The organism is Clostridium amylolyticum, assembly GCF_900142075.1.
Classification (GTDB): domain Bacteria; phylum Bacillota; class Clostridia; order Clostridiales; family Clostridiaceae; genus Clostridium_AA; species Clostridium_AA amylolyticum.
On sequence record NZ_FQZO01000001.1, the window covers coordinates 264,430 to 277,071 of the forward strand.

The window sequence follows — 12,642 nt, forward strand, 5'->3', positions numbered from 1 at the left end:
TTTCATTCCTATAAGCTCATTGGATATATGTAAGTTATGGTAAATAACTTACATATATCCAATTCATTTTTTAACAGTATCCTGTATATTATTTAAGGGATCATTTTTCTTTTTGTAGTATGATTTAATAATATCTTTTATTCGGGTAATATCATAATCGAATAATAGATTATTTATTATTAAAACAGGTATATCTTTGGTGAAATTAAAATCTATTGTAGATATAATTAATTCAATTTCATTTAAATCAGCTTCATGTATGGATAAGAAGGTCTCTTGAGAAACAATTTGAATTTCGGGTATTTGAGTACTTAATTTTCTTACCAAAAGATTGCTAGCACCAATTCCACCATGGCATACAACAACGGTTTTTAACGGTTTTTTCATACTTTCTAAAGAACATGCTAAATGCAGTGCCAAGTATCCAATTTCATCATCACTAACCTGACAATTATAACGTTGTTCAATTATATGCGAGGTTTTTTTCATAATATTAAAAGTATTTTTGTACAATGTTTTAATTTCAGTCATTAAAGGATTATCAATTTTTATACCATGACGAAATCTTGTTATAGCCGAGTAAAAGTGAGTGTAAAGAGAATTTTTAAATGTTTCATCTTTATCAAAAGGAAGATGAAATTCATCTTTAAGAGAACTTATTATTTCATTTGTAAGAGTTTTTGCTTCTTTCTCATTTTCAGGGTTTAAAGTACGATTGTTTTGTAGAGAGATAAAGTAAACCTGTAAATAACGAATGTCCAATTCACTGAAGGTAATATTATACTTATTAGATAATAAATCAGTTAGTTCCTTTGCTTCATTGTAGAAAGGCTCATATTTAAGTTCGTTCATAAATTCTTCTGATAAATTTACATTATGATGATCTTTTGCACGAATAAAAGCTACAAAAAGGTGAAGTAAAACCATAACTAGAGGTTGAAATAAAAGAGAGTTGATGTACTTATTTCCAGAATGTAGTATTAAGTTAATGAATTCTTTATATTCATCATCTATGTAGTCTATACCAGAAAAAACAAAGGATCCATCACATTGGTAAGCATCATTTTTTATAATATTTATAAATGTTTCATAGCCATTATCATTTAACATTAATTCAATTAATAGATTACGAAGATTTCTTTCTTTACCGGTAATACTGATTCCATTATTGTTTTTCCTATTTAATTTAATTTTATGTTTATCTAAAATAGGGGATAAAGATAGAAGATCTTTATGGATTGTAGCTCTACTTACGTAAAGTTCATTTGCTAGTTCATATACCCTGCAATTTTCTGTACTTGTTATTAAACGCATAGCTAAATATAATTTTCTTGCTTCTGGGGAGAAGTCAATAAGCTTTTTATTTTTTGATTTAATTAGGTTGAGAGTATGGAGTTTTGAGGAACGTTCACCTTCAATAGTAACGCCAACTCCCGTTTTCTTAATTAATTTTAAATCGTTTTCTTTTAACCATTCTTCTGCTAACTTTAGATCGTTACGTATAGTTTTATTTGATACTTCAAGCTCTTTTGAAATAGTATCAATAGTTATGTAATTGTCTGATTTTAGTAATAAATTAACTATATTAAGGATTCTATTATTCGACAAAATAATCACCTCCGTTAATCAAACTATAGAGTTTAGGATAATTTTTGTCAAGGTAGATAGTTTTAAATTTTATTATAAAAAGGAGTGTTTTATATGATTAAATACACAAAAAAAATACAAGAATATAAGCAATGCATGTTAAATGATATTGCCTATTTGGTTGAAGTTCCTTCAATTAGAGATTTATCCACTAAAGGTTTAGGTTCACCTTTTGGTGAAAATATTAAAATAGCTTTTCATCGTTTCCTGGAAATTGCAAATAAACTTGGATTTACTTGTGAAAATGATGAAGGATATGCTGCCCATGCAGAAATAGGAGAAGGAGAAGAGTATGTAGGAGTTCTAGCTCATCTTGATGTTGTAGATGTTCAAAATATTGAAGAATGGGAAACAGAGCCATTTTCTATGATAGTAAAAAATAATAAAATTTTCGGTAGAGGTGTTAATGATGATAAAGGACCTCTAATTGCAGCATTATATGCAGCAAAGATTCTAAAGGATATGAAGGTTAAATGGAAAAGGAAGGTTAGAGTAATAGTAGGGGGAGCAGAAGAAACCACTTGGGAATGTATGGAGCATTATTTCAAAAAGCATAGTCAGCCAGCTTTAGGATTTTCTCCTGATGGAAACTTTCCAATAGTAAATGGAGAAAAAGGTATATTGGGTATCAAGGTTTCCTTTAAGGGTGAGGATACTGGAGAAGAAATATGTAGTATAGAAAGTAGAAATAAAGTGAATTATGTGTGTGATGATCTTAGAGTAATATTTAAAACGAAAAATATAGATAATATACTTTCTTATTCAAAAAATGCACATGAAATTTTATTAGGAGATGATGAGGTTACTTTAATATACAAAGGAAAAACCTCTTTATCAAGGAATCCTCAACGTGGTAAAAATGCTATGTTTTTATTTGTAAGGGATTTTTATGATTTTGGCTTCAAGGAAAAGGGCATAGTAAATATGATGAACTTTATAAAGGACTGTTTATTAGATGATTTTTATGGAGAAAAGATAGGATTATATAGGGAAGATAAGGAAATGGGAAAGAGTTCAATATGCCCAATGACTATAAAGTGGAAAAATGGAAAAGGAGAAATGTCTTTAGATTATCGCTATCCTAAAAACATAGAACCTACAGAAATAAAAAATAGGTTTTATGAATTAGCTAAGGAATATAAGTTTAATGTAGATTTTGAAAGAGAGAAAAAGTTATTATATGTCTCTAATGATAGTGAACTTATAATGGCTTTAAAAGAAGCATATAAAAGGGTTATGAATGAAGAGGCGGACACTATTACTAAGGGAGGAGCATCTTATGCTAGAGTTTTAAAAAATGGTGTTGCTTTTGGGGCAACCTTTGAGGGAGAGGAACCAAATCCACATATGCCTAATGAAAATATGAGTATTGATTCATTAATGAAGGCTACAGAAATATACTGTGAAGCTTTATATATGTTAGCTTGCAAATAGTTATATGATAACGATGTCAAAAAGTTGCCATAATATTAGTGAATTATACCTATAGAGTGCTTTATAGAATATAAAAAAATCCTGTGATAGAATGAAATTGTAAAAAAAAGATATTAAGAGAGGAGCTAAATAATATGAAAAAGATTCAAGCAAAATTGCAAACTTTTGCTGGGGCAATGATGGTACCAATAATTCTTTTAGTACTTGTAGGATTCTTTGTTGGTATAGGTAGTGCCTTTACAAATTATATCCTATCAGAAGGAACAATATTATATAAACTATTTAGCATGATAACTAATCTTGGCTTTATGTTTATGAATAACCTTCAATTATGGTTTGCAGTAGGTATAGCTTTTACACTTTCTAAAAAAGAAAAAGGTTGGGGAGCATTTGCTGGACTAATATTATTCTTTTGTTTTATATCAAGTATCCAACGTTTTGCAGCCTTAAATGGATGGAATGCAGAAACAACAACGGTAAAAGCGTTATTGGAAAAGGGGTATAGCGAACAAGCAGCTTTAAACTTTAACGCATTGTGGTCACAATCTTTAGGATTCTTTACTTACAATATGGGTATATTCTCTGGTATTATAACAGGTCTTGTAGCAGCTTTTTTACATAATAAATTTGTAGACAAAAAACTTCCAGCTATGTTTGCTTTCTTTGCTGGAACAAAATTTGTAATTATTATGGCTGCTCTAGCATCAATTCCATTAGCTATTGTTTTCTATTATGTATGGCCTTACATTGCAAGTGGCTTACAAGGAATAACACAATTCATATCATCAAGCGGATTATTCGGAACCTTTGTATTTGGAACCTTAGACAAGATGTTACTTCCATTTGGAATACATCACTTAATAGCATTCCCAATTGAATACTCTAAAGTTGGGGGAACAATGTCAGTGGATGGCGTGTTATACGAAGGTGTTAGAAATATAATAAACGGACAAGCGGCAAGTGCAGCAGCAACAGGTTATATCACTCGTAACTTTACAAATGGACGTTTATTATTCCAATTAGCTGGATTACCAGCAGCTGCGCTAGCTATGTATCATACAGCTATGCCAGAGAAAAGAAAGAAAGTTGCAGCTATTCTTGTGCCTGCGGTATTTACTCTTGCATTAGTTGGTATTTCAGAACCTATTGAATATACATTTTTATTTGTAGCCCCATTACTGTATTTTCTAGTGTATGCTCCTTTATGTGGATTATGTTACGTACTAGCAGAAGTAGCAAAGATATCAATTAATGGTACTGCATTATTCTTCATGATTCCAAACATATTCCAACCACAAAAAGTACATGCTATGTCACTAATATGGTTATTACCATTAGTATTTGCAGTATACTATTTCGTATTTAAGTTTGCTATTGTAAAATTCAACTTAAAGACACCAGGTAGAGATACTGATTCAGAAGTAAAACTAATGAGTAAAAAAGAATACAATAATATTAAAGAAGGTAAAGATGCAGCTGAAAGTACAATTGCAGAAGAATCCTTAGAAGTACGTATTGTTGAAGCCCTTGGTGGAGCAGATAATATTGAAACGGTAACTTGTTGTGCAACTAGATTACGTGTAACCGTAAAAGATGACTCTCTAATAGTTACAGACCAAGATTGGAAAAATAGTCTTGAAGCATTAGGAGTTGTACGTGGTAAAAATTCTATACAAGTAATTTATGGGGTTCGAGTGGGTAATATTACTACTGCTGTTAAAGACATATTACAAATTGATTAATAAGCTATGAAAAACAATAATAAAAGTAGGAGAATGTCTAATAGGTTAAAAGAGAATAAAGATTTTAGGTTAATAGTGTATGCAAAAAATATGTCTGTAGTTATTACAATAATTTTCTTAATATATGTAGGTTTGCAAATTGGTAACTATAAAGGTGATGTCCATAGACTTTTTACAGAAGCACCTGCCAATGTAATTGGTTTCATAGCTAGTGTAGCAAATTTATATATATGGTTTGAATTAAATAATATAATTAAAGATATAAAGTTATCAAAAAATATAGAGACTATCCGTTTAAAGCATATGATAATCATTGTTGGAGAAGTTATTTTATTTAACTTTGTAACGGCAGGATTGTTAACCTTATCATTAATAAAATATTTTAAATGGAGAGATGTAAAGATAACAGATTTACTTAAAGACATAAAAAGAGAAGAACAAAAATCTTCTATAATGCTTTTAAGCTTAGTACTGTTAATATGCATATTACTAACTTATACTGTTGTAGCAGCAATTAGATAATTCTTAACGCTTAAATAAATTACAACATAATTAGATTGTTAACGCAAAAGTTAGCAGTCTAATTTTTTGAAAATCATAATGAATTATAAGTTACCAGGTAAGAAATAAGAATTCTAAATAAACACAATTTTTCTATAAAATAATTAATATTGATGGAGATATATATGAAGAAGAAAAGCAATCCCATTATTGGAATAACCATTGGAGATCCTGCAGGAATAGGACCAGAAATATGTGTTGAAGCTTTGATGAAAGAAGAAGTATATAAAAAATGTAAACCAGTGCTTATAGGATGTAGTGGAACTATTAAAAAGGCTATGGATCTAAAAAAATGTAATTTCAAATTAAATGTAATATCAAAGCCTAGTGAAGGTAAGTTTGAAATAGGAACTATAGACTTAATAGAAACTGGAGAATATGATTTCCAAAGCATAGAGTATGGAAAGGTTCAAGCCTTGGCGGGGCAAATGGCTTATGACGCTATAGCTAAGGGAACTTCGTTAGCTAAGAATAAAGAAATAGATATATTAGATACAGCTCCAATAAATAAAGAATCTATAAAACTTATAGGAGTTAAAGAAGCAGGACATACAGAAATAATTAAAGAACTTACACAATCTAAATACGCATTAACTATGTTTAATTGTCACAAATTAAGAGTTTTCTTTTTAAGCAGGCATTTATCCTTAAGGGATGCTTGTGATTATATAAATAAAGAAAGAGTTTTAGAAAACATTAAACTAATTAATAAAGAGATTACAGATATAGGAATTGAAAAACCTAAAATTGCAATAGCAGCCCTTAACCCTCATGGTTCTGATAATGGATTATTTGGAAATGAGGAAAAGGAAGCTTTAATTCCAGCTATATTAGAGGCGAAGGAATTGGGAATGAATGTAGTAGGACCTGTACCGGCAGACTCTGTTTTCCATTTGGGAAAGAGTGGAATATATCATGCTATATTATCTCTTTATCATGATCAAGGGCATATAGCTTGTAAAACTTTTGACTTTGATAGAACTATATCATTAACATTAGGATTGCCATTTTTAAGATCATCTGTAGATCATGGAACGGCCTTTGATATTGCTGGTAAAAATCTTGCCCAAGCTGTAAGTATGGTGGAATCAGTTATAGTTTCATGTGACTATTGGAATTTAATGGACAAGTAATCTAAGAGGAGGAATTAAATTGAGAAAGAATTGTTTAGTAGCTCAATCAGGAGGACCAACAGCCGTTATAAATTCATCCCTTTATGGAGTAATAAGTGAATTCTTATTAGCTCAGCCATCAGGAAAGGTTTATGGCGGATTATATGGAATAGAAGGTATTATAAAAGATAAAGTAATTGATTTATCTTGTCATAGTGAAGAAGCTTTAAAAGAACTTAGAAATATGCCTTCATCAGCGTTAGGTTCCTGCAGATATAAACTTCCTAGCATTGAAGTTAAAAGTAGTGATTATGAAAAACTAATAGAGATCTTTAACAAATATGAAATAGGGTATTTTTTCTATATAGGTGGAAATGATTCTATGGATGCAGTAAGCAAAATCAATGATTATGTTAAAAAAATAGGATTAGATGTAAAGGTAATAGGAATACCTAAGACAATAGATAATGACCTTATAAACACAGATCATACGCCTGGTTTTGCAAGTACTGCAAAATATCTTTGTAATATAGCTTTAGAATTATGGTTTGATATAAATTGTTACGATAAAGAATCTATAATGATAATGGAAGTAATGGGAAGAGATACCGGATGGATTGCAGGATCTACTGGAATATTAAAAGAATTAGTACCGGGGATAAATCAACTTATCTACCTGCCTGAAACTGCATTTGAAAAGGAGAGATTCATAAAAGAGGTTAAAGAAAGTTTAAAGAAAAATAGTAAACTTTTAATTGTAACTTCTGAGGGACTTAAAGGAAGTAATGGGGAATATATTAATGTAGAGGATAATTGCTATGAAGTTGACTCCTTTGGTCATAAGCAATTAGGCGGAGTAGGAAAATATCTACAAGATATTATTAAAGAGTATGTAACTAAGAATGTAAAATTACAAGAAGCTGGAGTAGTACAAAGATGTGCAATGCATTGTTCATCTAAAACAGATTTGAATGAAGCAGAAATGGTAGGGAGATATGGAGTTATAAGTGCTCTAAAAGGAAAGAGCGGGTTTATGGTAGCTATAGAGAGAAACAGTAATAATAATGAAGAGTATAAATCTGTAGCAGGGCTTGTAGAGGTTAGTGAGGTTTGTAATAAAGTAAAATATGTTCCTTTAGATTGGATTGATAAGGAAAATAGTAATGTTACTGAAAAGATGAGAGATTATATAAGGCCTCTTATTTTAGGGAATGAAGTAGCATTATCAGAAGATGGATTATTAAAATATAAAAATACACATAGATTTAGGGTAGAGAGCTAAAAGTAGAATATTATAATGCGTGTATTGAAATAAAAAACTATGGAAACCAAGTTAAAGTAAGGTTTCCATAGTTTTTTTAAAGCTATAAATTATTAATTGCTTTTTAGAGATTTCCAGTCCTCTTTAAATGTTTTACTACCTGATTCAGTTAAAGGATGATAAAGAGATTTTATATATAAGTTATAAGGAATAGCTGCAAAATCTATGCCCATTGTAGATAATTTTTCTAATTGATATAAATTTTTTATAGAGGCAGCTACCACCTTTGTTTTGTAATTTTTATTTTTAACAACGGATTGGATGGAATCAATTATTGAAAGTCCATCTTGTCCATTATCATCATTTCTGCCAATAAACACAAATAGGTAATCAGCACCGGAATTAATAGCTGCTAAAGCTTGGGCAACATTAAAAATTAATGTCATCGCACTTTTAATGCCTTTTTCTTTAAGGTATTTACAAAGCTTTAATCCTTCTTTTGAAAAATTTATCTTAATTACAATATTCTTATTAATTTCTTGAATTTTATTAACTTCTTCAACCATATCTTCAAAAGTATCACTCATAACTTCACCACTTAAAAAATCAAGGCTTTTAGAAGAGTATTCCTTTAAGAAACTGTAAAAATTTTGATTGTTTTTTAAATACATTGAAGAATTTGCAGTAACTCCATTAATTCCAAGGGATAAAGAGTCTTTAATTTCTTCATTATTAGCGGTATCTATAATATAAAGCATTAAATAACCTCCCTTACCTTCTTAACTATATTAGAAGCACAAAGGCCATACTTATTTAACAATTCATTAGGAGTTCCACTTTCACCAAAGGTGTCTTCAATACCTATCATATATTGTCTTGCACCATTATAAGGAGCAAGGACCTCAGCAACGGCACTTCCTAAACCACCTATGACATTATGTTCTTCACAAGTTATTATTACATCGTGAGTTCTTGAAATTTCTATGATTAAATCTTTATCAATAGGCTTAATAGTATGAATATTTACAACTGTTGGATCTATATCATCTAATTCTTTTGCAGCTTTAAGAGCTTCTTGCACCATAAGACCAGTAGCTATGATTGCTACTTTTTTACCTTTATGTAAAGTAACTCCCTTACCAACTTCAAACTTATAATTTTCATCATTTACACTTTCAACAGCGCATCTTCCTAAACGTACATAGCAAGGAGCGTTTAGATTTGCTATAGATTTTATTATAGCTTTTGTTTCAACTTCATCACAAGGTTGGAAAACATACATTCCAGGAATTCCTCTCATTAAAGATAAATCCTCTATTGCTTGATGGGATGCACCATCTTCTCCAACACTAATACCAGCATGAGTTCCACAAAGTTTAACATTTAGATGAGGGTATCCTATACTATTTCTAATTTGTTCGTAAGCTCTGCCAGCTAAAAACATGGCGAAGGAAGAAGCATATACTATTTTCCCACTAGAAGCTAGTCCAGCAGCTACACCTATCATGTTTCCTTCAGCTATACCCATATTAAAGTGTCTATTTGGACATGCAGCCTTTGCTTCAGAAGTCTTTGTTGATTTTGTTAAATCTGCATCTAAAACAAATACCTTTTCATTTTCTACAATTAATTCAGATAATGCCTTACCATAGGCTTCTCTTGTGGCTAACTTACCCATCTAATCACCTAACTCTCTTAATGCATTTTCGCATTGTTCTTTATTTGGAGCAGTTCCGTGCCATCCGGCATTATTCTCCATAAAGGATACTCCTTTTCCTTTTACAGTACGTGCTAGAATCATGGTTGGTTTTCCCTTTGTATTTCTAGCTTCTTCAAAAGCTTTTTCAATTTCTTTAAAATCATGGCCATGGATAGTTATTACATTCCAGCCAAAAGCTTTAAATTTTGTATCTATAGGAGTAGGATTCATTACCTTTTTGATATCCCCATCAATTTGTAGTCCATTAAAATCTACTATGGCACAAAGGTTATCTAATTTATAGTGAGCAGCAGCCATAGCAGCTTCCCATACTTGTCCTTCTTCGCATTCTCCGTCTCCAAGTAATGCATAAACACGATGGTCGTTATTATCTGTCTTATTGGAAAGAGCCATACCAACAGCTGCAGATATACCTTGACCTAAAGAACCAGTAGACATATCTACACCATCTACATAATTCATATTTGGATGACCTTGAAGTGGTGAGTTTATTTTACGGAAGGTTAAAAGGTCTTCCTCATTTAAAAATCCTTTTTCACATAGAGTTGAATAAAGTAATGGAGAAGCATGTCCTTTTGATAATACAAATCTGTCCCTATCTACTCCTTTAAGGTTTTCTTTAGAAATATTCATTTCTTCAAAGTAAAGTACAGTTAATATATCTGCAGAAGAAAGAGATCCGCCTGGATGGCCAGAGTTTGTATTTGCTATCATTTTTATTATATTTTTACGTATATTTGTGGCATGGTTTTGTAATTCTTTTATATCCATAATATGCAGCACCTCACTTTCCACTATATTATATCCCCCTAAAAATGGGCTTGTACACAAGTTAGAGTGTATGATTGTTACCACAATGATATGTAAAGATATAACGTTTATTTATAATGCAAAATGATAAATGAAATTTGTAATTATAGGCATATGTTTATAGATTGCCGTATGAATATGGATTTGAATTTATACTTTAGTAAGTAGAGGAACAGATAATTTATTATTATACTTAAACTATAAATATCAAAGGGAGGATTAATTTATGTTTAATTATTATCAACCAACCAAAATACATTTTGGTGCAGGTAGATTAGATGAGCTGGGAGAAATATGTAAAAAGTATGGTAAAAGGTGTCTTTTGGTTACAACAGCTGATGCTCCATTACAAAGCTTATATAACAAGACAAAGAAGATTTTAGAAAGTGTTAATATTGAAGTTTTTCATTTTGATAAAGTAGAACCAAATCCAAAGGTAGAAATAGTACAAGAAGGGTTTGATATGTTAAAGAAGAATCCAGTAGATTTTGTACTAGCAGTTGGAGGTGGCAGCAGTATTGATACAGCAAAAGCTATTGCCTTTACAAATGGATTAGAAAAAATAAATTGGGATGATATATTTAATAAATTTAGTTCGCCATTTGAAGATTATCCTTCTTACAGTGATACAATATTACCTTTAATTAGTGTTCCAACCACATCAGGAACAGGTTCACAGGTAACACAAGCGGCAGTAATAACAAAAGGAGATGAAAAAATAACATTTTTTCACCAAGACTTATTTTCAAAAGAATGTATTGTAGATTCAGAATTAACTTTAACATTACCGCCAAGAATCACTGCTTCAACAGGCTTTGATGCATTTACTCATGCTTTTGAAAGTTTTATAAATAAGAGGGCTTCTTTATTTAGTTCAATGGATTCCTTAAAAGCCATGGAATTAGTTATTGAAAACCTACCTAAGGTAATGAAGGATCCAAGTAACATAGAATATCGTGAAAAAATGTCTTTGGCAGACACTTTAGCAGGAAGAGCCTTAGCAAATTCAGGTGCAGCTGTACCTCATCCATTATCAGAAATAATAGGAGGAATTTCTCATGTTTCTCATGGTGAAGCTTTAGCAGTAGTTTTCCCTCCTTATATAAAACAATCTTTTAAAGAAAATAAAGAAAAATTTAATAGGGTAGCTCAATTATTTAATCCCAATATAGAATTAGATAATGAAGATAATGTTCTCTATAGTTACATATGTGAGCTATTAGAAACTATTGGAATAAGAAAGAAATTATCTGATTTAGGTGTTAAAGAAGAAGAATTTCAAAAAATATTAAAATCCCCGATTCTTGATCACTTACCATTTGGCTCAAGAGAATACTTAGAAGAAATATTAAAGGAAACATTTTAATGAAAGCTTTTTGTATTGATCTTGATGGAACATTATTGAGAAGTGATAAAACAGTAAGTGATGTTAATAAAGAATCTATTAGAAAAGCAATTAATAAAGGAAATAAAGTTTTTATAGTTACTGGAAGACCCTATTGTTTTTCAAAATATTTAGCTAAAGAAATTCATAAAGATGTAGAAGTTATATCCTTTAATGGAGCCTGCTATGATAAAGGAAAAGATATAATGATAAATTATATAAGCAATAAGGCCCTTATTGAAGCTATTGATATATTAAAGAGTTCTAATTGTAAGAGCTTCTTCAAAGGGAAAAACTTGTTTTATACAACAGAAGCTTATGATGAGAGATTTTTATATGACAGTATTAATGATAAGGTTCCAGATGAACTAAAAGTAAAATCATATACTAATTTATCATGGGATGAAATATCCAATAATGCTAAAGATATTATTAAAATTTTAGCATATTCCTATGATATAAAAGAAGTTGATAAGCTTAGTATGAAACTACAAAAAATAAAAGGATTAACTATTAGTAGTTATATGGATATAAGCATAGATATAACCGGCGAAAATACCCATAAAGGAAGAGCTGTTAATGATGTTATGAGTTATTATGGAATAAATAGATCAGAAATAGTAGCCATAGGCGATTCTGAAAATGATATTCCTATGCTAAAAGAAGCTGGATATAGTGTAGCTATGGGAAATGCAAAAGAAGAAATAAAAGAAATTTGTGATATGGTAACATTCTCAAATGATGATGATGGAGTATCCTATGCCATAGAGAGTATAATCAAGTGATTCTTAGCTATAGGATAAATTAAAAAGTTTTTAAAAGATCTACTTACAAATATATAAGTAGGTCTTTTCTTTTTTGATAAAGATATTAACTGACAATATATTATTATAATATTTGCTAGCAATACTGCTATAATACTTTATATACTGAAAATAGTGTGCCAAAGGTATACTATTTTTTTATGCAAT

General features: G+C 30.3%; 11 protein-coding genes. 7 read left to right on the forward strand and 4 right to left on the reverse strand.

What is annotated here, in order from left to right:
- Nucleotides 1-63: 63 nt before the first annotated feature.
- On the reverse strand, nucleotides 64-1,608 hold the full coding sequence (locus BUA82_RS01360) for a BglG family transcription antiterminator (RefSeq protein WP_073003932.1): 1,545 nt from the start codon (nucleotides 1,606-1,608) through the stop codon (nucleotides 64-66).
- 93 nt (nucleotides 1,609-1,701) lie between these two features.
- Between BUA82_RS01360 and BUA82_RS01365 the strand changes: the two genes are divergently transcribed.
- From BUA82_RS01365 to BUA82_RS01385, 5 genes are all read left to right on the forward strand, one after another.
- Nucleotides 1,702-3,081: a Sapep family Mn(2+)-dependent dipeptidase gene (locus tag BUA82_RS01365; RefSeq protein WP_073003933.1), complete on the forward strand. Its 1,380-nt coding sequence runs from the start codon at nucleotides 1,702-1,704 to the stop codon at nucleotides 3,079-3,081.
- 179 nt (nucleotides 3,082-3,260) lie between these two features.
- A complete protein-coding gene (locus BUA82_RS01370) occupies nucleotides 3,261-4,823 on the forward strand; it encodes a PTS transporter subunit EIIC (RefSeq protein ID WP_242948905.1) in 1,563 nt (520 codons plus the stop codon).
- Between the two features lie 6 nt (nucleotides 4,824-4,829).
- Complete coding sequence (locus tag BUA82_RS01375; RefSeq protein WP_143148545.1) at nucleotides 4,830-5,345, forward strand: hypothetical protein; 516 nt, start codon at nucleotides 4,830-4,832, stop codon at nucleotides 5,343-5,345.
- 164 nt (nucleotides 5,346-5,509) lie between these two features.
- Nucleotides 5,510-6,517 (forward strand): 4-hydroxythreonine-4-phosphate dehydrogenase PdxA, encoded by a 1,008-nt coding sequence (gene pdxA, locus BUA82_RS01380; RefSeq protein ID WP_073003935.1) that lies wholly within the window; start codon nucleotides 5,510-5,512, stop codon nucleotides 6,515-6,517.
- 19 nt (nucleotides 6,518-6,536) lie between these two features.
- Complete coding sequence (locus BUA82_RS01385; RefSeq protein ID WP_073003936.1) at nucleotides 6,537-7,778, forward strand: 6-phosphofructokinase; 1,242 nt, start codon at nucleotides 6,537-6,539, stop codon at nucleotides 7,776-7,778.
- Between the two features lie 92 nt (nucleotides 7,779-7,870).
- Here the strand turns inward: BUA82_RS01385 and BUA82_RS01390 are convergent, their stop codons facing one another.
- Genes BUA82_RS01390 through BUA82_RS01400 form a run of 3 tightly spaced genes read right to left on the reverse strand, consistent with a single transcriptional unit; the run spans nucleotide 7,871 to nucleotide 10,272 of the window.
- Complete coding sequence (locus BUA82_RS01390; RefSeq protein ID WP_073003937.1) at nucleotides 7,871-8,515, reverse strand: transaldolase family protein; 645 nt, start codon at nucleotides 8,513-8,515, stop codon at nucleotides 7,871-7,873.
- Complete coding sequence (locus tag BUA82_RS01395; RefSeq protein ID WP_073003938.1) at nucleotides 8,515-9,435, reverse strand: transketolase family protein; 921 nt, start codon at nucleotides 9,433-9,435, stop codon at nucleotides 8,515-8,517. Before BUA82_RS01395 ends, BUA82_RS01390 begins: the two co-directional genes overlap by 1 nt.
- The gene (locus BUA82_RS01400) at nucleotides 9,436-10,272 is read right to left on the reverse strand and encodes a transketolase (protein ID WP_278321550.1); all 837 of its coding nucleotides are present in this window, start codon (nucleotides 10,270-10,272) and stop codon (nucleotides 9,436-9,438) included.
- 241 nt (nucleotides 10,273-10,513) lie between these two features.
- Between BUA82_RS01400 and BUA82_RS01405 the strand changes: the two genes are divergently transcribed.
- Together BUA82_RS01405 and BUA82_RS01410 are read left to right on the forward strand one after the other, a co-directional pair.
- Nucleotides 10,514-11,653, forward strand: coding sequence for an iron-containing alcohol dehydrogenase (locus tag BUA82_RS01405; protein ID WP_073003939.1), 1,140 nt, complete (start codon nucleotides 10,514-10,516; stop codon nucleotides 11,651-11,653).
- A complete protein-coding gene (locus BUA82_RS01410; RefSeq protein ID WP_073003940.1) occupies nucleotides 11,653-12,456 on the forward strand; it encodes a Cof-type HAD-IIB family hydrolase in 804 nt (267 codons plus the stop codon). Before BUA82_RS01405 ends, BUA82_RS01410 begins: the two co-directional genes overlap by 1 nt.
- The last annotated feature ends 186 nt before the right edge of the window (nucleotides 12,457-12,642 follow it).